We start from the raw sequence: 22,070 nt of genomic DNA, 5'->3' as shown, positions 1-22,070 counted from the left end.
TAAATAAATGAGAATCAAACTTAATAGGAAACGCTGATAAGCGTCATCAAACCCTTATCAGCGCCGTACTCTACCGCTTATTTTTCAGGCAAAGTAACATTTAGCTCCAGCACCGAGCAATCGTCGGTGTTGTCCAGCTGAATCTGCACATCATCAGATTCCACTTGAACGTATTTACGAATCACATCAATGATTTCTTGCTGCATTTGCGGCAAGTAATCTGGCTGAGTTCGCTGGCTGCGTTCGTGCGCCACAATAATTTGTAGACGGTCTTTTGCTACCGATGCTGAACTCGGCTCTTTTTTGCTTTTGAAAAACTCAAAAATGCCCACGTTAGCCCCCCAGTAGACGTTTGAAGAATCCTTTCTTTTGAATATCAGTGAAACGCAACGGGCGCTCTTCGCCCAATAGTCGATCCACTGCATCCGCGTATGCTTGGCCGGCCACCGCATCGTTATCCAAAATCACAGGCGTACCTTGGTTAGACGCTTTCAATACCGCCTCTGACTCTGGAATCACACCCAGCAATGGAATGGCTAGAATCTCTTCCACATCGGCCACACTCAGCATCTCACCTTCGGAAACGCGCTCAGGATTGTAGCGCGTCAACAGCAGATGCTCTTCAATCGGCGCTTCGCCACGCTCGGCACGACGACTCTTGCTTTGCAAAATACCTAGAATACGATCCGAGTCACGCACGGATGACACTTCAGGGTTGGTCGCAACAATCGCAACGTCAGCAAAATACAATGCCATCTGTGCACCACGCTCAATACCTGCAGGTGAGTCACACACGATGTAATCAAACTCTTGCGACATTTCGGTTAAGATTTTCTCAACCCCTTCGTGAGTCAGAGCGTCTTTGTCGCGGGTTTGTGACGCCGGCAGAATGTACAAATCTTTGGTGCGCTTGTCTTTGATCAGCGCTTGCGTCAAAGACGCTTCACCATTGATCACGTTGACAAAATCGTACACCACACGACGCTCACAACCCATAATCAAATCAAGATTACGCAAACCCACATCAAAGTCGATGATCGCGGTTTTGTAACCTTTTAACGCTAACCCAGTACCGATAGCAGCACTAGAAGTTGTTTTGCCTACCCCACCTTTACCGGAGGTGACGACGATAATTTTAGCCAACTATTTATCCCCCAAACTAAATTCTTATAGCCTTTGCCCTAACTTACTTATAGTGGGGCGATTTCCAACGTATCATCCACTAATAGCACTTGCGCGGCATCTTTCCAAATGATTTTTTGCAGGGCATCGCTCAACATAAAATTGCCAGCGATGGCAACCAGCTCAGCCTCTAAGCTTTTACAAAATACTCTTGCTTCGGCGTTACCTTTTACCCCTGCTAAGGCACGGCCTCGCAAAGCGCCGTAAACATGAATATTTCCTTCTGCCAATACTTCTGCCCCCGCACTGACTTGCGACATCACCACTAAATCACCCGGCGCATAAATCTGCTGCCCTGAGCGAACTGGCTTGGTCACGATTTTAGTGGGTTGCGACACTTCGATCTCTTCGACAACTGTCTTAATCACCACATCAGGATCTTTGTTCGGCGCTGCAGGCGGCGCTTTGGCGCTAATGCTACGACTATTAGCATTGGGCAACAGCGGCAGCGGGCAGTCAAAACGCCACGCTGGGATGTTGTCCTGAGCACAACGCCAACCAATCACTGCCAAACCGAGCGTACGACAGCGATCAAACAATGTTTGCATGAGCTCTAATGTAATATCTGCGACACAGGCGCTTATGTCGATAATCAGCGGCACTTGATCAAAAAACTGCGGCACTTGCGCAATTTTTTCTTTCAGGCCTAATTCGATTTGATCTACATTGGGGGTTCGTACTTCGAGCAGTACTGTGGTGACGACACTCCCTTTGAGACGAAAGTCATTATCTGACATCTAAAGAATTTCCTTAATTAAATCAATGCGGTAGAAATCGTCTTAAACGATTTTCTAATGCGGCCTGTTATTCTAACAATATACACTCGGAATTGAAGCAATAGATCTTAAAACAAACACATTAATCTGGATTTATTGTGCCCCAGCCCCCTCTGTTGTGCAATTTAGATCAAACACACAAACAGCTGATTTTATTTAACTTTTACAACTTATTTACAAGGTTGTGCCCGTAAAGCTGGGGAAAACTCAGTCCGTGATAGTCTTATCTAGGCACGAAACTCACGCGCCAACGTCGAAACGCCCAATCCCGCTTGTTTATGCACCTTAAGCTGCACTGGAATTCGCTCCTTAAGGGCTTCCACATGACTGATCACACCAATGGTTTTACCGCGACTATTTAATCGGTCCAAGGCATCCAAAGCAATGTCTAGAGTTTCACTATCAAGGGTACCAAAACCCTCATCTAAAAAGAGTGAATCAATCGACGTTTTGTGAGACACCAAATCAGACAAAGAGACCGCCAGCGCCAAACTCACCAAAAAGGACTCACCACCCGATAAGGTTTTGGTATCGCGGTGACTATCTCCCTGCCAGCGATCCACTACTTCTAGATGTAATCCTTCCCCTGCTTGGCGCTGCAGCTGATATCGGCCATGCAAAACTTCTAGGTGGCGATTCGCCAGCCATACTAAATGGTCCAACGTAACACTTTGAGCATAGCGCCTAAATCGAGCACCATCCGCCGAGCCAATTAAACCATTCAGGTCATCCAACCAAACAAAGGCCGCTTTTTGCTCGGCAATGTCCTGCAACATGGTTTGATTACGTGCACGCTTTTTCTGCTCCGTCTCAATACGTTCAGCAAGCTGTCCAAGCTCCACTAATAACGCTTGATACTGAGCTTGATGCGTATCGATGATTTGCTGCAGCGTCGTAAGATTGTCAAAACTCTCTAACTTTGGCAGTTGCTCAAATTGCAGCTGGTGGGCGGTAATGTGCTGCTGCGTTTGCGCCAACAAGGCCTCAATGTTTTGCAGCGCGTTGTCAGCGGTAAGTTTCTGCTGTGCCAAGCGCTCAAGCTCCTCTTCATTCAGCCGTGCTAGGCTCCAATCGGCCTCACTGTCAAAACCAGAGGTCTGCAAAGCACTACTCCAGACACCAAGTTGTTCAGTCAAGGTTTGTTGCGCCTGTTCGATGTGTGCTTGAGCAGATTCTAGTCGTGTCGCGATCTGAGTTTGCTCTATTGCATGCTGTGTCAACCTTGCTCCAGCCGACTCTTTAGCGGCCCTTGCTGCCTGCACATTTTGGTTATGCTGTTGGCGATGTTGCTGTACCGTTTTACCCGACAATCCTGTGTCATAACGCTGTCGCAACGTATCCAACTCGGCTTGCTGATCTGTCAGCTCAGCCTGCTGTTGTGCAAGCTGCTGACTAAGCGCTTGCTGTTGTTGCGTGACTTGATCCAGGCGCCATTGACAGTGCTCGGCTTGCTGAGCCAATTGCTGTACGCTTTGATCCGCAATTTGCCACGCCTCTAGCGCTGCACTAACAGCCTCAATATTGTGCGGCACCTGCTCAAGCAAGTCTGCGTCATGAGTTAACGCGGCAATAGATTGTTGTAACGCATCCGTGGTCTGCTGTGCTTGTCGCTGCGCCGCCTCGATCTGCTGGCTTTGATCACTACGCTGCTGAGCCAGTTGCGCAACCTGTTGATTATATTGCTGCAGCAACAACTGCTCTTGGTGCAACGCTTGCGCCGCTTGATTGTAGGCTTGCGTAACATCACGACGCTCAGCATCGAGTTGCTGATACGATCTTTGTATGTGTTTCGCTTGCGCTATCTGCTGCTCTAGCCATGTAAGCGAAGTACGTGCGTCCTCTAGGCTAAAGTCAGGGGCTAATACTTGCGGCCACTCGCTTTGCCATTGCGTTAGCATTGCATCATGAGCGGTCTGTTGTGTTTGCAGCAACTCAATTCGGCCATTAAGTCGAGCAAGAGTCTGCTGTGCTTGATGCAATCCCTGTTGCTGTTGCTTAAGGTCGGTCTGATATCGCTCCAGTCGCTCGGACAAAGAATCGTCTTGAGCGAGAGCGGTGACATTGGCCAAATCATGATCTTTGGACCCACACAGCACACAAGGAATCCCGGACTGTAATTGAGCTCGCTCTTGCTCCAAGATCGCCACTCGTTGCTGTAATTGAATGCGCTGCGCTAAATCTTCTATACGCTGATGCAATTGCGCTAAATCGGACTCTTTGGCGACAATACCATCATTCACTTCATCTGCTTGCTGTCGCAGTGTCTGATATTGAGTGTCGTACTCTTGCTTAGTTTGCTGCCACTGCTGATAGCGCTCTGCTGCCTGCAATTGCTGCTGGCACCGCGTATATTGTTGTGATTGTGTCTCAAAATTGTCCAACCATGTCGAGTAAGTCTCGCCTTTTAACAGCTCGTCTATTTTAAGATCAATAGTATTCAGTCGTGTGATCTGAGCTTGGTATTGTGATTCTAACTCGGTAGTACGCAGTTGTTGCTGTGCTTGTTGCTCCAGCGCTTGGGTGTGGTCTTGCTCACCTTGCGTGCGTAGCTGTTCAAGCTCGCTTTGACGCGCCCGCAGGGCAGTGATTGAGTCAGCTTGCAGTTGCCACTTTTCTTTTTGGGCAATTGCTTTAGCACCGTCCTGCCAGCGCTCTAGGGCGGCATTATACTGCTGGCGCTGCTGCTCTAGCTGTTGCTGTTGCTGCGTTAAGCGCTGTAACTCTTGAGTGAGCTGCTCTGCTTGCCGCTGGCTATCGCCAACGCGCTGCTGAATTTCGGACAGCGCTTGCGTGCAACTGGCTATACGTGTTTCCAGTGGTAACCAAGTCGTTTGCGCCGCGTCTTCAAAGCTCGTTTGCACTTGCTGACAATCCGCCAAATGTTGCTCAGCATGATTGAGCGCATCTTGCAGGGTTGCCGTATACTGCTCAGCTTGAGCATAAGTTTGGCTAAGCGATTGCGCACGATTTTGCTCGTTTAACAGGGTTTCTTCGGCGGCGATTTTAGCTTGATACTCTGGCTCAATTCGGCGTGCTTCATAAGCTTTTTTTAGACGCAGGTTGTCCGCTTCGATATCCGCTAAATGCGCTATTGCTTGCTGCTTTTGCTGCATTTGCTGAGTCAAAGATTGCTGCAAGCGTTCCTGTTGCTCATACCACTGTGCGACGGTTTGCAGGTCACTAAGATAAGCCTGCTCAGTCGCTTGGCGTTGTTCAGCGTCTTCTCGCTTTGCTTGCAAGGCTTGCCAAGCATCATCATCCATCAACTGCTGACTTGCTTGCACTGATTCTAAGGTTTTGATGTGGGCTTTTTGTTCACGGTGCCGTTCGAATATCTGGCGTGAGATTTGGGCATAAATCTCGGTACCGGTTAACTCTTCTAATAACTCTGCACGCTCATCGGTCTTGGCATTCAAAAACGCCGCAAAGCCACCTTGCGCCAGCATCATTGAACGTGTAAATCGCGCAAAATCCAAGCCGGTAATATCCGCTACTTGGCTGAGTTTATGCGCCACCTTATCCGCGACAATGGTGCCGTCAAACAAACTCAAACTACATTGAATCGGCTGCAGATTACCATCGGCTTTATTGCGGGCACGCTTTTGCTCCCAAAAGGCGATGTAACGCTGGCCTTTAACTTCAAACACCACCTCAGCAGCACAATACGCTGTGTGCCTTGTCATTACATCATTGGCCGATTGGGACACGTTTACTCGTGGCGTCTGATGGTAGAGAGCCAAACAGATCGCATCGAGCAAGGTGGATTTACCTGCCCCAGTCGGCCCGGTGATGGCAAAGATACCTGCATCCTTGAAGGGTTCGGCTTCGAAGTCGATATGCCATTTCCCTTTTAGGGAGTTTAAGTTTTCAAAACGCAAAGAGCAGATTTTCATACCTCTTCCTCCTGCTCGTACGCTAACTCTTTAAATAACTGGGTTAACGTTTTAGCACGTTCAGGCTCGACCTCTTTCTCCACTAATAAGCGCTCAAATACGTCTTCAGGGCGAATGTCTTCTAAGGTCGCCGTCTCCCCCGTCCCTGCAAATAAATTTGCAGTTTTACGACTGCGCTGCACTTTGACGACCTCCATATTACGCTGTGCGCACAGCTCTCCTAATTGCTCTTGAAAAGGACCCAAATTAATGTCTTCGGTCACGGTCAGATCTAACCAAAGCGCTAACTCTTGCTGATCGTCTAGGGCTTCCACCTGTTCTAACAACTGCTTGCGCGAACCACTAAGGGTGATTAACTGACGAAACGCTGGCACTGTGATGCGCTCGACTTCTCGTGTAATCGTGTCAAAGATACAAACAGACTTGGGACCATTGGCTTCATCAAAGCTCATCGCCAACGGCGAGCCTGAGTAGCGCCAATGGTGCTTAACACCAATTGGCATAGGCTTATGTATGTGCCCAAGTGCCAGATAATCAAACTCTGGCAACATGCTTGGCGGCAATGATTCAAGGGTACCGACATAAATATCTCGCACCGAATCCGTTGTCTCACCACCTACCATGGTGAGATGCCCAGTACCGATAATTGGCACATTCTTGGCTTGAGCTTGCGCGCATTCAAATTGCTGCTGGTAATAGCGCTTGATTTGCTCAGCGAGATTTAACTGTTTGTCGGCACCAGACTGACCGGCTTCATAGCGCACCATATCTCGCGGCCGTAAAAAAGGAATGGCACATACGACTGCCGCTAGCTCCCCATGAACATCCGTCAATGCAATGATTGCGTCATTTGGATGTTGCCAAGCAGGCTCTGTCACCACATAGGTACTAAGCTTAGCAAGCAAGCGTTTGCTCTCATTCAGCACACTGACGGAATCATGATTACCCGCCACGACGATAAACTGACAGTTGAGCTTATTAAGGCGAATGACGCAATCGTGGTAAAGCTCACGGGCGTAACTTGCAGGGGTTGAGGTATCAAACACATCTCCCGCCAAAATGACACATTCAATCTGCTGTTCCGATACGGTTTGCTCCAGCCAAGCGATAAAACGCTGGTGTTCTTCAAGGCGACTTTTGCCCATGAAATTCTGGCCTAAGTGCCAGTCAGAAGTATGTAAAAGTTTCATTGATCTGCAAAAGTAAGATAGGTTGGCTGTTCGACTCGCACACGGTTGTTCTGTAGCCATTGCTCAATAGAGGTCAGACTTACCGCAGTAGAAGAGATGATAAAAGCATAGTCAAAACGCTTAAAATTAAGCGCAGCATAGGGCTGTTCTGCGTGAAGTGCATACACTTGATCCGTGGCAGCAATCCCCAGCTCAGCTAGGCTCTCTTGAAAGGCCTGTGCAATGGTAAGACATACATCATCACAGATCACAATCGCTTGTGCGCTAGGATCCAAAGAAAAGCGTGCGCGAGTATCGGCCAGCTTCAAAGTGGTTCGTGTCAAATCGATATCACTGGGTAGAGCAAACTGCACACTTTCATGATTGGCTGCACACTGAAATGCTCGGCCTTGGCGCGCTCCACACTGCCACAACACAGGTTGTGCCAGTTCTAAGGAAAAAGGTGTCGTAGCATCGATCCACTGCCATTTATCAGACAAAGGGGCGACATGGTAGTGATCCACCGCAAGATCGTAGCGCCGCTCTGGCTGACTTACCAAAGTCAGCGGGTCACTGACTTGAGTTTGGCAGCTGAGCAGTGGTGCTTGCGTTTTGGCGTCATATAAACGACAACTGCGACATACACCGGCCAAGCAGCTATGATTGATCATGGCGCCGCGTTTCAATAAACCTTGCAACAAGTTTTCCTGCGCGTCCAAAGTATAGCGTTGCTCATCAAGCGTAATGGTGACAGACGGTACGTTTTGCATTCTCTAAGCCTTAGGCGTGGCGGCTAACAATGCGACCAACAAGGACCAAAAGTCACTCACGGAGGCAATCTCGAGCCGTTCTGAGGGTGAATGAGCGCCGCGAATATTAGGGCCAAAGGACACCATTTCCATACCTGGGTATTTCGCACCAATGATACCGCACTCAAGCCCAGCATGAATCACCTTAACATTTGGTGCTGTACCCAAGACATCTTTGTGCACCTGTTTAAATTGCTGCAACAAGCCCGCTTCAGGCTCAGGCTGCCAACCAGGATAGGCATTTTCTAAGGCCACGGTACAGCCGAGCATGGTCAGCGGCGCTTGCACGCGCTGCGCCATGTAGTGCGTTTGGGAATCCACCAGCGAGCGGGCCAGCAAGCACACTGAAAAATGCAAATGCTGATCTTCGGCTACCAGCTCTACCACGCCAAAATTACAAGACGTTTCGGTCACATCAGCAAGTGTAGGCGACATCCGTAACACGCCATTTGGCAGACTTAACAGCGTGTTGAGCAATGAGGCTTGCTCAAGCGGAGGCAGCGACGGCACCAAACTAGTGTCTTGAACGGTGATGTCTAGACCAGGGTCTGTGTCTTTGAATTCATGCTGAAAAAGGCGACGATGATGATCCAGCACACCGATTACGGCTGCCTCTTCTTGCGCTGCGAAACTGATCACGGCATAGGCGTCACGAGCAATCGCATTGCGCAATGTGCCACCTTTAAGCTCACATAAGCCAAACGTAATGCTTTGTGCCATAGTCGCCAACAAACGCACCAGTAAGACATTGGCATTAGCGCGCCCTTTATGAATATCCAAGCCTGAATGACCACCCGTTAGGCCCTCAATGCTAATCTTTAGCGCTTTATGATCTGTATCGATCGGCTGCTGCAGAAACTCTGCTTGCGCGTTGATATCAATGCCGCCAGCACAGCCAATGTAGACATCACCACGATCTTCAGAGTCAAGATTCAATAATCTTTTACCCTGCAGTAAGCCAGGTTCAAGCTGAGCTGCGCCGCGCAAGCTGGTTTCTTCTTCGATGGTAAATAATGCTTCGAGCGGCCCATGAGCCAAATCATCGGCTTCCAGCACCGCTAATATTGCCGCGACACCGATGCCATTATCCGCGCCAAGTGTGGTTCCCCGTGCATGCACCCAACCATCGCGTTCATAGGTCTCGATGGGGTCCGTTAAGAAATCGTGCTGAACCTGAGCCTCCTGTTGCGCCACCATATCCAAATGGCCTTGTAGCACCGTCGTCGCTCGGTCTTCCATCCCAGGGGTTGCAGGCTTTTTGATGATTAAATTGCCAGCGCTACAGACAAATGCTTCAAGCCCAAGCTCATGGGCCCAGTCTTGTAATCGCTGTCTAAGCGCTTGCTCATGATAGGAAGGTCTTGGGGTATCGCACAATAAGCGAAAGTGGCGCCAGATGGCGACGGGGGTTAACGACTCTAACCAGGTATTCATTGTCACTCCTACCAAGCACTGGACTGATACGCCCAGTGCTTTGGCTAAAAGCCTAAGTTTAGCGTTTTTTCAAGGCGCCTGCGGAAAAGGTGACAAACTCTTCGGCACTGGTCGGATGCACGCCAACTGTACTATCAAAGTCTGCCTTGGTAGCACCGGCTTTGACTGCGATACCTAAGCCTTGGATGATTTCACCTGCGTAGTCGCCAACCATGTGCGCCCCGAGCACTTTGTCGGTAGCGCGATCCACAATCAACTTCATGAAACAACGCTCTTGCGAACCTGTTAAGGTATGTTTCATTGCCCTGAAGTCAGTTTGGTAGACGTCAATGTCATAACCACGCAGATCAGCTTCTTGCTCGCTAAGGCCGACTGTACCAATCGCTGGCTGTGAGAACACCGCTGTTGGGATATTGTCATAATCAAAATTCGGCTCAATGCCATCAAACCAGTAGCCTATAAGTGCCATCGCTTCTTTGATCGCAACTGGCGTAAGCTGAATGCCGTCTGTGACATCGCCGATAGCATAAACGCTCTCCGTCGAGCTCTGGTAGCGTTTATTAATTTTGATAGCGCCTTTATCATCGGTCTCAACGCCGGCGGCAGCAAGATTCAGCTGGTCAGTATTAGGCACGCGTCCTGTAGCGTACAGCACTGCGCCAAAGACCTGCTCACTGCCATCTTTAAAGAAGACTTTACGCTGACCTTGGTATTCTTCAATGCGCGCCACATCGGTTTCTAGTTGCACATCCACACCATTACGCTGGTACTCTTGGCTAGCAAAATCACGTACATCGTCATCAAAGCCACGCAGCAGTTTATCGCCACGGTATGCCAAGGTTGTCTTAACGCCTAAGCCATTGCAGATACCGGCGAACTCCACTGCAATATAACCGCCGCCCACGACCAATATGGACTCAGGCAGCTGCTCCAAGAAGAACATATCATCGGACACTAGCACCAAATCATTACCTGGGAATTCTGGTACAAATGGCTTTGCGCCGACCGCGATCAAGATGCGCTCTGCGCTAATCGTCTCGTCACCCACTTTAACCGTATGCGCATCTACCAACTCACCGTAACCTCGATGAATAGTGACACCAGGATTTTCTAAAAGATTTTGGTAAATACCATTAAGACGTTCAATTTCTTTGGTTTTGTTGTCACGCAGAGTTTGCCAATCAAACGTATGTGGCTCAAATGACCAACCATAGCCTTTAGCCTGTTGTGCCACATGCGAAAATTCTGAGCCGTAGACAAATAGCTTTTTCGGCACACAACCAATATTGACGCAGGTACCACCTAACGCCGACGCTTCCGCAACGCCTACTTTAAATCCCTTAGACGCCGCTACACGACTGGCACGTACACCACCGGAACCTGCTCCGATCACAAATAGATCATATTGGTAACTCATGTTGACCCCTTTCATTAATGATTAACCTTTCAATAAGGCTCAAGCTAAGCATTTCAATGGTAAAGCACGTATTCACTAAGGAATTACTGTTTTAGGCGGTTGTCAATAAGACTTTTATCTGTAACTATGCTTTACAAAGCGCTACAAAAATAGGATCTAAGCACAGATATGAAAGTTATCTCATTTAATATTAATGGGTTAAGAGCACGCCCCCACCAAATCCAAGCTCTAGCCGAGACGCAAAACCCAGATATCATTGGTTTACAAGAAACCAAAGTTCACGATGAGGCCTTTCCGCACGAGATCCCAGAAGCTGCAGGTTACCACGCTTATTACTACGGCCAAAAATCTCACTATGGCGTGGCGATCTTTAGCAAACAGCCAGCTCTAGAAGTCGAATATGGCTTTCCAAATGATGAGGAAGATGCTCAGCGTCGCATGATCATTGCGACCTTTGACACACCTAAAGGACCATTGAAAGTCATCAACGGTTACTTCCCGCAAGGTGAAAACCGCGATCATGAAACCAAGTTTCCCGCCAAGCGTAAGTTTTACCAAGATTTAATGGATTACCTCGCCACACAAAGTCCTGAGCAGCAGATTGTGGTCATGGGGGATTTCAATATCTCTTACCAAGACTGCGACATTGGCATTGGTGAGCAAAACGCTAAACGCTGGTTACGTACTGGCAAATGCAGTTTCTTGCCTGAAGAACGTGAATGGTTTGACCGCTTATTAAGCTGGGGCCTAAGCGATACCTATCGCCACCAACACCCAGAGAGCAATGATTTATTTAGCTGGTTTGACTATCGCTCTAAAGGCTTTAGCGATAGCCCCAAGCGCGGATTGCGTATTGACGGCATCCTAGCAACGCCTTCATTGATAAATCAGCTAACGGATACTGGGATTGATTACCAAGCACGCGGCATGGAAAAGCCCTCAGATCACGCTCCCATTTGGGCAAGCTTTGACCTGTAATATTGACTAATAATTAAACAATCACATAGGATCCAAGTGAGCGTTAGCTAAAGGGCTTTTTACGGACAATACCCCCAATCTTATCCACAACGGATGTGGATTATTTGTTTTAAAATGAACACTGATATAAAATCAATTTTCATTCGCATTACTATTCTAATAACTACGATGAGACGCTCAACACACCATGCCAAAATCTGAATTGACCATAAATGAGATGCTCGAACGAGCAGGAGAAGCGTCAGGATTCTTAAAAGCCCTGAGCAATAAAAACCGACTTTTAATCCTGTGCAATCTACTTCAAGACGAGCTATCTGTAGGCGCACTCAACGAGAAAGTCCCCTTAAGCCAATCCGCTTTATCACAGCATTTGGCCATACTGCGCCGCGACCAACTAGTTGCAACACGTAGGGACTCTCAAACCATTTATTACTCCATCGCTGATGCTCGAGTCAGAGAACTGATCCGCACCTTACACGAGCTATTCTGTGCTGACTAACTAAACCTACTCTCTTTGGGTCGAGCGGCACCTCGACCCAAAGATTAGCTCATTGTTACTCAGAGAATGCCCTCATGCCTTTACGCTCACGCACAAACGTTGCAAAGCGTGGCAAGCCAGTGACCGTGAAACCTTGATATTTATAGGTCACAAAGGCACCTACCGCTGGCGGGGCAGCACGCTGCTCATCTGTTAAGCCACTACCAATACGAAACTCTTTACCGTCGGCTAATCGTACCTCTAGAGCGCCCACTAGACCTTGATACTTGCCTTTGCCTGGCGTGTAGCCGATCACTTGCGCCTCACTGTCCATATACGGCTTTAACTTCAATAATGCATCGCTGCGCCCATCTTGAAAGCGCGCATCTTTACGATGCAACATCAACCCTTCTCCGCCTGTATCAACTACGCGATCAAGCCAAGCATACAAGTCTTCGTTTGAGTCCACAGAGCGCTGCTCTACTCCCTTTAAATAAGTCGACGTCTGATCACTCAATAAGGTGTGATAAAAGTCGGCTCGAGCAGCGAACTCGCCTGAATAACCCGGCGCATCAAAAACATAGTATTGCAGCTTACGCCAATCATCGTGATTGGGCTGATAATCTAATACTGTTTTTTGCACTAAAGAAAACTGATTGCGACCAGCCCATAACTCACCGTCCAGCCACACATCAGGCCAGCCATGGGTAAACCAGCTAGGCGCATTGATTAAATGACCATTGCGGGTTTTGAGCACTTCGCCATCCCAAATAGCGCGAATCCCATCGAGCTTTTCACTGACTAAAAAATTATCAACTAACTGATCTTCGTAGGTTTGCGCCAACTGCACGGGCTTAGCACATACGAGAGTAGGAAAAAGCGCACAAGCGCCTAGGAAAGGTAACACACGCATAAGACCTCCATGTCCATACGGTTATTGATATAAAAAAGCCCAAACAATTGTTTGGGCTTTTAGGATAGGATTAGTTCGACATTTGAACAATCAGTTTATTCATACGGCTGACAAAGGTGGCAGGATCTTCCAATTGACCGCCCTCTGCTAGGGTCGCTTGCTCATATAGCAACCAAGCCATGTCAGCAAAACGATCTTCGTCGGTCTCAGCATCCATTTTCTGAACGATCGGATGATCTGGATTGACCTCAAGTGACGGCTTAGATTCCGGTAGCTGCTGACCCGCTTGCTCCAGCAAACGACGCATCTGTAGACCCATATCAAACTCACCGACTACAAGACAAGCAGGAGAATTCGTCAGACGATCAGTACTGTTAACAGAAGTTACCTGCTGCTCCAATACTGCCTTCATACGATCAAGCAGCGGCTTCACTTTTTCAGCTTTTTGCTCTTTCTCTTTCTTCTCTTCTTCGGTTTCTTCGATCTCGATGTCTAGCTTGCCTTTGGTTACGTCTTGGAAAGACTTACCATCAAACTCACGCAGAGATGACATCATCCACTCGTCGATGCGATCGCTAAGCAATAGAACTTCATAGCCTTTCTTACGTAGAACCTCAAGGTGCGGACTGTTCTTCGCGGTATTGTGGCTCTCAGCGTAGATGTAGTAGATCTTATCTTGGCCTTCAGGCATGCGCTCGATGTAGTCTTTTAAAGACTCAGTTTGCGCCGCTTTATCAGTGTGAGTCGTACTAAAGCGTAGCAGTTCAGCAATCTTGTCTTTGTTACCAAAGTCATCTGCTGGGCCTTCTTTCAATACTTGGCCAAATTCATCCCAGAACGTTTGGTATGTTTCAGGGTCGTTCTTCGCCATCTTCGACAACATGTCTAATACACGCTTAGTCAAGGCTGAGCGCATAGAATCAACAGCGTTGTCGTTCTGCAGAATTTCACGCGATACGTTCAAAGACAGATCGTTAGAGTCCACCACGCCTTTTACAAAACGCATGTACGGCGGCAAGAAGGCTTCAGCGTCGTCCATAATAAATACGCGCTGTACGTACAGTTTCAAACCGCGCAGCATGTCACGGTTCCAAAGATCTTGAGGCGCTTTAGCTGGAATGTATAGCAAGCTGGTGTACTCAAGCTTGCCTTCAACTTTGTTATGCGACCATTTCAGTGGATCTTGGAAGTCATGAGAGACATGCTTGTAAAACTCTTTGTATTCTTCATCACTCACTTCGTTGCGCGGACGCGTCCAAAGTGCTTTTGCTGAGTTGACTGCTTCCCAAACAGGTTCAGCGTTGTCATCTGAAGGCTTAACGTTACCTTCTTCATCATACTCCGGCATTGGCACTTTGAGCATTTCAACAGGGATCGAAATGTGATCAGAGTACTTAGACACTAATGAGCGTAGGCGCCAGTTATCAGCGAACTCTTTCGCATCTTCTTTAAGATGCAAAGTAATGCTGGTACCGCGCGTTGCTTTGTCGATGGCCTCAATGGTGAATTCACCCGTGCCTTCTGACTCCCAACGTACTGCTTCGTCTGTACCAGCACGACGTGTTTCAACCGTGACACGGTCTGCGACGATGAACGCAGAGTAAAAACCAACACCAAATTGACCGATCAATTGGCTGTCTTTTTTCTGATCGCCGCTCAATTGCTCAAGGAATTGCGCTGTACCAGATTTGGCAATGGTACCTAAGTTGGCAATCGCATCGTCGCGGGTCATACCAATACCGTTGTCATCAACGGTAATAGTGCCAGCTTCTGGATCAAAGCTGATGCGTACACGTAGATTCGGATCGTCTGCTAATAGATCCGCATTAGAAACCGCCTCAAAACGCAGCTTATCCACCGCGTCAGACGCATTGGAAATCAGCTCACGTAGAAAGATTTCTTTGTTTGAGTACAAAGAGTGGATCATTAAATGAAGCAGTTGTTTAACTTCAGTTTGGAATCCTAAAGTTTCTTTTTGAGTTTCGGTTGTCATGTTTCTCCATGCTCCTTTGTTACAACAAACGCGCTGATGCGCATAACTCTTATGATGAAAAAGGATATGGAGTCTCGAAAATAAAATTCAAGCGTAAAAATTAACGTTTGTGCACAATGGTCAAACCATCACCAATGGGTAGCAAACTAGACAGGACTTCTTCGTCCTGATGAACATGATCATTTAAAGCACGTACGATACGGGTATCTTTATCATCAAATTCAGGATCAGCCACATTGCCCCACCACAAGGTATTATCGATCACCATACAACCGCCTGGGCGCAGCAATTGCTTACCCATGTCGTAATACGCCATCAGGTTCGCTTTATCAGCATCGACAAAAATAAAGTCTAGGGTGCCAGCTTGATCCTGAAGCATCGCCTCCATGGTTGCTTTCGCATCACAACAACGAGTTTCGATCTGATCGATAAGATGTGCCTGAGCGATGTATTTATTAGCAATATCTAGCCACATTTGCTTTTTATCGAGTGCCACCAGCGTCGCATCGGGCGCCAACCTTAAGCCCATAGACAAGGTGCTGTAGCCAGTAAAAACCCCCACTTCTAGCACCTTCTTAGGGTTTTGCATGGCGATCAACAGCCCTAAGAACTGCCCTACCTCGGGCGAAAGCGCCATGCGCGCCATATGATACTGGGCGGTCTCGCGTCTTAAAGCCTCAAGCACCTCGGGCTCGTTGACAGAATGCTGAATCAGGTAGTCGTATAAACGATCATCTACTTGAACATTACGATTAACCGGCGGGTTATCGTCTGATACTTGTTTAGGGAAATTAGGAAGCATGAGATTTGATTACTAAACCACGACTTAATGTTTTAAATGTTTTGGAACGGAACTCACGACGGTATAACACCGCCACCACCATCAGGCTCGCTGCCATGCAAAAATAGGGGCCTAAGAACCAGGCCGAGAACGCCATGGCAAAATAATAAGCACGCAAACCATAATTAAATTGATTAGCCGCCAAGCTACAGATCTTAGCCATGTGCATGGCATACAGTTCACGCTCGCTTTCTTCGATACCACGCTCGGTCGCCAAAGGCGCACTGCCCACCAATACCGAACAAAAATTATATTGGCGGATCGACCAAGTAAACGTAAAAAAGGCATACACAAATATAAGCACCAGAACGATGATCTTAAGTTCCCATTCGGTCTGGCTCATAGGCGCCAAAAAGTAGAAATCATTGATGATGCCCATGGCCTGCTCTGAGTAGCTAAACGCGGTAAATAGCCCGGCAATGATCAGCAAACTACTGGAGGCAAAAAACAAACTACTGCGCTCTAAGTTGGCCATCACCGAGGCATCGGCGATGCGATTATCGCGACGCAATAAACGTGACATCCAAGCCAAACGAAACTGATGCAATACACTCACTAAACACGTGCGTCGCTTAGAATAGTACAGCGCATAAAAAGCATAGCCCCACCAGCAGCCGACAAAGACTGTTAACGTGACAATGTTATGAAATTCAAATAAGTGGCTCAGCGAGTTCTGTTCCATAGGACAATTACTACCTTATGTAGCGCATCAATGTGTTAGCGCCATTATATCTAATTCTAGATGAGAACAGATCACCTGCTTCCATCTTTTGTAAAATTTCATAGAACCCCTGCAAAAATGTGGCCAATTTAGTAGATAGTGAAAGAAAAAGGGGAAATAAAAAAAGTAACAATTGATCGTTGTCAAATTGAATCCTTTCAGGCTATGCTGAAAATGTAATCAAGAACTGGGAGGCGCAGCATGACTCGCTTTTTTATCACTACTCTATTAGCGCCGCTGATACTTTTATTTAGTATCAACGCCACCGCATTAGACACGAGCGATACCCATGGCTTCTTGAAGACCGGCGTGCTTGAAACACCTATCGAACTTCCTACTCCAGAAGTCACGCCCGATCCTGATCATGCCTTACCCATCTCGAACCATGTGTTTGCAGACGTCAATTTACGCTGCAGTGTTGTAGGTGAAAAAACGGGGAAAGTTGATCGACTAGCCAAAGCACTCTCTTGTCGCGACCCACCACAACTCTAGTACTCGTTAACCGCTAATTAACAGCTAATACTTTTTTACTAGATACTAATTTTTGGGGTGCACTATGAAAACACTTACTTACGTTACCACTAAAGACATTGATACTTTGACTTGGCCTGAGATTGAAGAAAACATTGGTCTTTACTCGCCAGCCACACGCGTATTTACTGACTTTAAAGAAGCTAGCCCTCGCTTGATTGAGCCGAGCGTTCGCGCTGATGTACTTGCCGACATCATGAAGAAAGAGCACGTGCGCATGAAGATCGTAGTGGATGCGCAGAATAACTTCTTAGGTGTTGTGAGTCTTGAAGACTTATCTGAAGAAGCATTTGTTAAACAAATCGCAGCTGGCTATGTGCGCGATGAACTACTCGCTATCGATTTGATGCGCGCCAAAGATGACTTATTGGCGGTGTCTTACAAATCACTTCTAAGTAGCGATGTTGAATCATTAATCTACAGCCAGAAAGCTAACACCTACCAGCACATTCTTGTGGTAGATGAAGAGACCATGTCAGTACGCGGTCTAGTATCAGCCAACGACATCGTACGTAAGCTTAAACTGAACATTGATGTTTCAACCTCTACCAGCTTTGCCAAGCTGTACGATGTGATTGAGCACGATTACGCTGACAGCAAACGTATTCGCGTAGCTTAACCCTTCAGCAATCCTTGATAAAAAAGCCAGCTGCTAAGCTGGCTTTTTCTTTTGCACCCAATAAAAGTAAAGGTCCCCTTCTTGCTGTTGCTGCAACAAAGGGTGGCCTAAAAAATTACAAAACTTGGGAATGTCACGCTCAGTAGAGGGATCACTGGCAATGATTTTAACCACTTCTCCAGGCGCCATTTTACGCACCACGCCATGCAGCATCATCACAGGCTCTGGACAATACAGCCCCTGAGTGTCTAGTAATTGAGCGTGTTCAATGTGTTCCATTTAATTACCTTAGCTCTCGCAATTTCATAAGTACTGAGCGACAAACGCATACGCCGTCTGCACTAATTCATTCATAACGTCATCTTGGCTACGATTATAACGCTTTAACAGATGAAAATCGTGATCCGCGCCCAAAAGCCAATGCAAACAAACTGACTCTGGTAACGTCTGCTCAGCCACCCACTCTTGCGAGCCCAATGCATCTCGGGTGCCTTGCAAAATTAAGTAAGGCACAGAACCGCATGCCTGCAAATGCCCCAAGCGATGTTTTTCTGGTTTTTTAGCGGGATAAAAAGGAAAGCCCAATGCCACGCAAGCTTGCACATTATGGCTGGCACATAGCTCCGCCGTGATGCGACAGCCCATGGATTTACCCAACAATATAATGGGCTCTTTAGGGTCAATTAACGCTTGTGTTTCGGCAATAAGTTTATCGATCGCTGGCGGCGGTCGCTTCTTTCTCGTGGCTTCTATCTGCTGCATATAAGCCAATGTTATCGGTGAGATTTTTGCCCCGCTTCGCGCCTCAAACTGGGCTTTAAAACGCTGTAAAAAATCACTCTGATGCCCCGCTCCGGAGCCGTGTAAAAGATAAAGTTTCGTCATATCGTATGAAAACCTTGCTCTGCGACAAGGAATGCCCACAAAGCATTATTCCCGCCTGTTCTTTAAATTGTGAAAAGACTTAGAATCAATTTCGCTAGTTTACCGCTGTTGGAATTTGATTGGAGTCCAGGGCCTAGCCAGAGTTAAAGCCATTGTCTCCAACCAAATGATATCAGCATTTTCGATAACAAGGTCTATCACTCAACGTGGTTTGTGGAAGAAACTATGAGCACAGCTTTTGATCACCCAACATACAACTATCGAGTGGTGCGCGCATTCACCATCATGACGGTAGTATGGGGCGTAGTAGGCATGGCTATTGGCGTATTGATTGCGTCACAATTGGTATGGCCAGATCTACTTGCTAACATACCTTACCTTCACTTTGGTCGTTTACGCCCACTTCATACCAACGCAGTCATCTTCGGATTTGGTGGCTCTGCCCTGTTTGCAACGTCGTACTACGTTGTACAGCGTACTACGCAAGCAAGGCTTTTCTCTGATGTGTTATCAGGGTTCACCTTCTGGGGCTGGCAAGCCATTATTGTCGCGGCAGCGATCACCTTACCGCTTGGCTACACGCAAACAAAAGAGTACGCCGAGCTAGAATGGCCAATCGATATTCTTATCACATTGGTTTGGGTGGCTTACGCCATAAACTTCTTCGGCACCATCGCCAAACGTAAGATGAAACACATCTACGTGGCCAACTGGTTCTACGGCGCCTTCATTATTACCGTGGCTGTATTGCACATTGGTAACAGTGCGGTTGTGCCAGTCGGCGCTTGGAAATCTTACTCTGTTTACTCAGGGGCAGCGGATGCCATGGTGCAATGGTGGTACGGACACAACGCTGTAGGTTTCTTCCTCACCGCCGGTTTCCTAGGCATGATGTACTACTTCGTACCTAAGCAAGCAGATCGTCCGGTATTCTCTTACCGCCTGTCTATTGTTCACTTTTGGGCACTGATCTCGCTTTACATCTGGGCAGGCCCACACCACCTCCACTACACCGCATTACCTAACTGGACACAAAGTCTGGGCATGGTGATGTCTTTGATTCTGCTAGCACCTTCTTGGGGCGGCATGATCAATGGTGTGATGACGCTTTCAGGTGCTTGGCACAAGCTGCGTCATGATCCTATCTTGCGCTTCTTAGTCGTATCACTGTCGTTCTACGGTATGTCGACGTTTGAAGGCCCAATGATGTCTATCAAGACCGTCAATGCGCTGTCTCACTACACTGACTGGACCGTGGGCCACGTACACGCAGGTGCGCTGGGCTGGGTAGCCATGGTCAGCATCGGTGCGGTTTACCATCTATTACCAGTCATGTACGGCCAAAAAGCCGGTGCAATGTACTCTACTCGTTTGATCAATGTGCACTTCTGGTTGGCAACAATCGGTACAGTACTGTACATCGCATCAATGTGGGTAAACGGCATCATGCAAGGTCTGATGTGGCGTGCGTTTAACGACGATGGCTCTTTGACTTACACCTTCGTTGAATCGGTTGACGCAAGCTACCCAGGTTGGTTTGTGCGTGTACTAGGCGGCAGTATCTTCTTACTAGGTATGTTGCTGATGTCTTACAACGCGTACATGACTGTGCGTTCGGCAAAAGGCCAAGAAGCGCAAGCTTTCGACGCCGACACTCAAACAGCATAGGGGTTACTACACATGCGCCATGAAGTTATTGAAAAGAATATGGGGCTCATGATCATCCTTATCGTCGTCGCGATTAGCTTCGGCGCTTTGGTTGAGATTATCCCGCTGTTCTTTATGAAACAAACGACTCAACCAGTCGAAAATCTACAACCGTTAACCGCTCTAGAGCTTGAAGGTCGCGACATTTATCAACGTGAAGGCTGCTTAAGCTGTCATACACAAATGATCCGCCCATTCCGCTCAGAGACCGAGCGTTATGGTCCCTATAGTGTGGCAGGCGAGTCTGTATACGATCACCCATTCCTATGGGGCTCGAAGCGTACTGGCCCTGACCTAGCTCGTGTGGGTCAGCGTTACAGTGATGAGTGGCATCGTGCCCACTTATACAACCCACGTGATGTGGTACCAGAATCCAACATGCCAGGTTTCCCTTGGCTGTTTGAAAACACCATCACTGGCAACGATACCGCTGACAAAATGGCAGCACTTCGTATGGTTGGGGTGCCCTACACCGATGAGCAGCTTGCAACTGCCAAATCCGATGTACGTGGCAAACGTGAAGTCGATGCGCTAGTTGCTTACTTGCAGCAGCTAGGCACAGTGATCGAACGATAGGACCTAAACATGGACATTAATACGCTACGAGCACTGGCAACACCGATTGCATTCGTCGCCTTCATTGGCATTTGCTTCTGGGCTTACAGCAAAGGACGCAAAAAGGATTTTGATGAAGCCGCAAACTTACCCTTTGCCGACGATGACATGCACGATGGTGCTCAGCGCAACGAATCCGTGGAGAAAGACAAATGAATGAATTAAGTTCTTTTTGGAGCGGCTGGATCATTGTGATCTCGTTAGGCTCAATCATTGGAAGCTTTGTGCTGTTATCGATTGTCCGTAAAGGGCAACGTTTTAACTCAGAAACCACTCAAACTGTGGGCCATGAGTTTGATGGCATCGAAGAATACGACAACCCGCTACCACGTTGGTGGTACTGGATGTTTGTCCTAACCGTTATCTTTGCCCTAGGCTACCTTGCGCTCTACCCTGGACTTGGCAACTTCAAAGGTTTTCTCGGCTGGACCCAAGAATCAGCTTATGAACGTGAAGTCGCCAAAGCCGAGGCCGAGTTTGGCCCGATGTTTGCGCAATTTTCGCAAACACCGATCGAAGAGCTTGCGCAAAATGATCAAGCGATGCGCATCGGTCAGCGTCTGTTTGCCAACAACTGTGCCCAGTGTCACGGCTCAGCGGCAACAGGTGGTTTTGGCTTCCCTAACCTGACAGACAATGATTGGTTGTACGGCGGTGATGCTGCCGCCATCTCACAAACAATCCTTAAAGGGCGTGTGGCAGCGATGCCTGCTTGGGGACCGACACTGGGCGAAGAAGGTGTCGACCAAGTTGCACAATATGTGCTGAGCATGAGCGGACGTGAGCATAATGCTCAAGCCGCTGCACAAGGTCAGCAACTGTACAACACCAACTGTATCGCCTGTCATGGTGCCGAAGGTAAAGGCAACCATCTATTTGGTGCGCCAAACTTAACCGATAACATTTGGTTGTATGGCGGCAGTGAGCAACAAATCAAACAAACGTTGCGTAACGGCCGAGCAGGTAAAATGCCAGCTTGGGAAGCTATCCTAGGCGAAGACAAATCACACGTGGTCGCAGGCTACGTTTACAGTTTGTCTAATCAGTAAATCTGTGACGTGTATCAAAAGGGTGCGACCGAAAGGCGCACCCTTTTTTTATGATTAATT

22 protein-coding genes are annotated in these 22,070 nt (G+C 47.8%); 8 read left to right on the top strand and 14 right to left on the bottom strand.

What is annotated here, in order from left to right:
- Positions 1–77: 77 nt before the first annotated feature.
- From minE to gorA, 8 genes are all read right to left on the bottom strand, one after another.
- Positions 78–332 (bottom strand): cell division topological specificity factor MinE, encoded by a 255-nt coding sequence (gene minE / locus JQX58_RS02550; RefSeq protein ID WP_204145248.1) that lies wholly within the window; start codon positions 330–332, stop codon positions 78–80.
- A 1-nt stretch (position 333) separates the two neighbouring features.
- Positions 334–1,143, bottom strand: coding sequence for a septum site-determining protein MinD (gene minD / locus JQX58_RS02545; protein WP_204145247.1), 810 nt, complete (start codon positions 1,141–1,143; stop codon positions 334–336).
- A 47-nt stretch (positions 1,144–1,190) separates the two neighbouring features.
- Positions 1,191–1,919, bottom strand: a complete 729-nt coding sequence (minC, locus tag JQX58_RS02540; RefSeq protein ID WP_204145246.1) for a septum site-determining protein MinC — start codon at positions 1,917–1,919, stop codon at positions 1,191–1,193.
- A gap of 266 nt (positions 1,920–2,185) precedes the next feature.
- Positions 2,186–5,851: an AAA family ATPase gene (locus tag JQX58_RS02535; protein ID WP_204145245.1), complete on the bottom strand. Its 3,666-nt coding sequence runs from the start codon at positions 5,849–5,851 to the stop codon at positions 2,186–2,188.
- On the bottom strand, positions 5,848–6,996 hold the full coding sequence (locus JQX58_RS02530) for an exonuclease SbcCD subunit D C-terminal domain-containing protein (RefSeq protein ID WP_239090125.1): 1,149 nt from the start codon (positions 6,994–6,996) through the stop codon (positions 5,848–5,850). Before JQX58_RS02530 ends, JQX58_RS02535 begins: the two co-directional genes overlap by 4 nt.
- 41 nt (positions 6,997–7,037) lie before the next feature.
- Positions 7,038–7,790: a 2Fe-2S iron-sulfur cluster-binding protein gene (locus tag JQX58_RS02525; RefSeq protein WP_204145243.1), complete on the bottom strand. Its 753-nt coding sequence runs from the start codon at positions 7,788–7,790 to the stop codon at positions 7,038–7,040.
- 3 nt (positions 7,791–7,793) lie between these two features.
- Positions 7,794–9,263, bottom strand: coding sequence for an aminoacyl-histidine dipeptidase (locus JQX58_RS02520; RefSeq protein WP_204145242.1), 1,470 nt, complete (start codon positions 9,261–9,263; stop codon positions 7,794–7,796).
- Between the two features lie 58 nt (positions 9,264–9,321).
- Entirely contained in the window at positions 9,322–10,680 is a 1,359-nt protein-coding gene (gorA, locus tag JQX58_RS02515) for a glutathione-disulfide reductase (RefSeq protein WP_204145241.1), read from the bottom strand.
- A gap of 168 nt (positions 10,681–10,848) precedes the next feature.
- Here gorA and xthA point away from each other — a divergent pair, with 168 nt between their 5' ends.
- Positions 10,849–11,658: an exodeoxyribonuclease III gene (gene xthA / locus JQX58_RS02510; RefSeq protein WP_204145240.1), complete on the top strand. Its 810-nt coding sequence runs from the start codon at positions 10,849–10,851 to the stop codon at positions 11,656–11,658.
- A 187-nt stretch (positions 11,659–11,845) separates the two neighbouring features.
- Positions 11,846–12,157, top strand: a complete 312-nt coding sequence (locus tag JQX58_RS02505) for an ArsR/SmtB family transcription factor (protein WP_204145239.1) — start codon at positions 11,846–11,848, stop codon at positions 12,155–12,157.
- Positions 12,158–12,212: 55 nt separating this feature from the next.
- Here the strand turns inward: JQX58_RS02505 and JQX58_RS02500 are convergent, their stop codons facing one another.
- From JQX58_RS02500 to JQX58_RS02485, 4 genes are all read right to left on the bottom strand, one after another.
- Positions 12,213–13,049, bottom strand: a complete 837-nt coding sequence (locus JQX58_RS02500; protein ID WP_204145238.1) for a DNA ligase — start codon at positions 13,047–13,049, stop codon at positions 12,213–12,215.
- A 70-nt stretch (positions 13,050–13,119) separates the two neighbouring features.
- A complete protein-coding gene (gene htpG, locus JQX58_RS02495; RefSeq protein WP_204145237.1) occupies positions 13,120–15,042 on the bottom strand; it encodes a molecular chaperone HtpG in 1,923 nt (640 codons plus the stop codon).
- 100 nt (positions 15,043–15,142) lie between these two features.
- A complete protein-coding gene (locus JQX58_RS02490; protein WP_204145236.1) occupies positions 15,143–15,844 on the bottom strand; it encodes an O-methyltransferase in 702 nt (233 codons plus the stop codon).
- Complete coding sequence (locus JQX58_RS02485; RefSeq protein ID WP_204145235.1) at positions 15,834–16,565, bottom strand: DUF599 domain-containing protein; 732 nt, start codon at positions 16,563–16,565, stop codon at positions 15,834–15,836. Before JQX58_RS02485 ends, JQX58_RS02490 begins: the two co-directional genes overlap by 11 nt.
- A 240-nt stretch (positions 16,566–16,805) precedes the next feature.
- Here JQX58_RS02485 and JQX58_RS02480 point away from each other — a divergent pair, with 240 nt between their 5' ends.
- Positions 16,806–17,096, top strand: coding sequence for a hypothetical protein (locus tag JQX58_RS02480; protein ID WP_204145234.1), 291 nt, complete (start codon positions 16,806–16,808; stop codon positions 17,094–17,096).
- Between the two features lie 64 nt (positions 17,097–17,160).
- On the top strand, positions 17,161–17,754 hold the full coding sequence (locus JQX58_RS02475; RefSeq protein WP_204145233.1) for a CBS domain-containing protein: 594 nt from the start codon (positions 17,161–17,163) through the stop codon (positions 17,752–17,754).
- Positions 17,755–17,787: 33 nt separating this feature from the next.
- Here JQX58_RS02475 and tusA read toward each other — a convergent pair whose 3' ends face one another.
- Together tusA and JQX58_RS02465 are read right to left on the bottom strand one after the other, a co-directional pair.
- The gene (tusA, locus tag JQX58_RS02470) at positions 17,788–18,033 is read right to left on the bottom strand and encodes a sulfurtransferase TusA (RefSeq protein WP_204145232.1); all 246 of its coding nucleotides are present in this window, start codon (positions 18,031–18,033) and stop codon (positions 17,788–17,790) included.
- 24 nt (positions 18,034–18,057) lie between these two features.
- Positions 18,058–18,639 (bottom strand): alpha/beta family hydrolase, encoded by a 582-nt coding sequence (locus tag JQX58_RS02465; protein WP_204145231.1) that lies wholly within the window; start codon positions 18,637–18,639, stop codon positions 18,058–18,060.
- A gap of 225 nt (positions 18,640–18,864) precedes the next feature.
- Between JQX58_RS02465 and ccoN the strand changes: the two genes are divergently transcribed.
- Genes ccoN through ccoP form a run of 4 tightly spaced genes read left to right on the top strand, consistent with a single transcriptional unit; the run spans position 18,865 to position 22,010 of the window.
- Positions 18,865–20,307 (top strand): cytochrome-c oxidase, cbb3-type subunit I, encoded by a 1,443-nt coding sequence (gene ccoN / locus JQX58_RS02460; protein ID WP_204145230.1) that lies wholly within the window; start codon positions 18,865–18,867, stop codon positions 20,305–20,307.
- A gap of 12 nt (positions 20,308–20,319) precedes the next feature.
- Positions 20,320–20,922: a cytochrome-c oxidase, cbb3-type subunit II gene (ccoO, locus tag JQX58_RS02455; protein ID WP_204145229.1), complete on the top strand. Its 603-nt coding sequence runs from the start codon at positions 20,320–20,322 to the stop codon at positions 20,920–20,922.
- A 9-nt stretch (positions 20,923–20,931) separates the two neighbouring features.
- Positions 20,932–21,117 carry a cbb3-type cytochrome oxidase subunit 3 gene (locus JQX58_RS02450; protein ID WP_204145228.1) on the top strand — a complete coding sequence of 62 codons (186 nt, stop codon included), beginning with the start codon at positions 20,932–20,934 and terminating at the stop codon, positions 21,115–21,117.
- The gene (gene ccoP / locus JQX58_RS02445) at positions 21,114–22,010 is read left to right on the top strand and encodes a cytochrome-c oxidase, cbb3-type subunit III (protein ID WP_204145227.1); all 897 of its coding nucleotides are present in this window, start codon (positions 21,114–21,116) and stop codon (positions 22,008–22,010) included. The genes JQX58_RS02450 and ccoP overlap by 4 nt, the downstream gene beginning before the upstream one ends.
- Positions 22,011–22,070 lie beyond the last annotated feature (60 nt).

The sequence above is a fragment of the Marinomonas ostreistagni genome, from assembly GCF_016888445.1.
Taxonomy (GTDB): Bacteria; Pseudomonadota; Gammaproteobacteria; order Pseudomonadales; family Marinomonadaceae; genus Marinomonas; species Marinomonas ostreistagni.
This window is presented reverse-complemented; position numbering and strand designations above follow the sequence as displayed.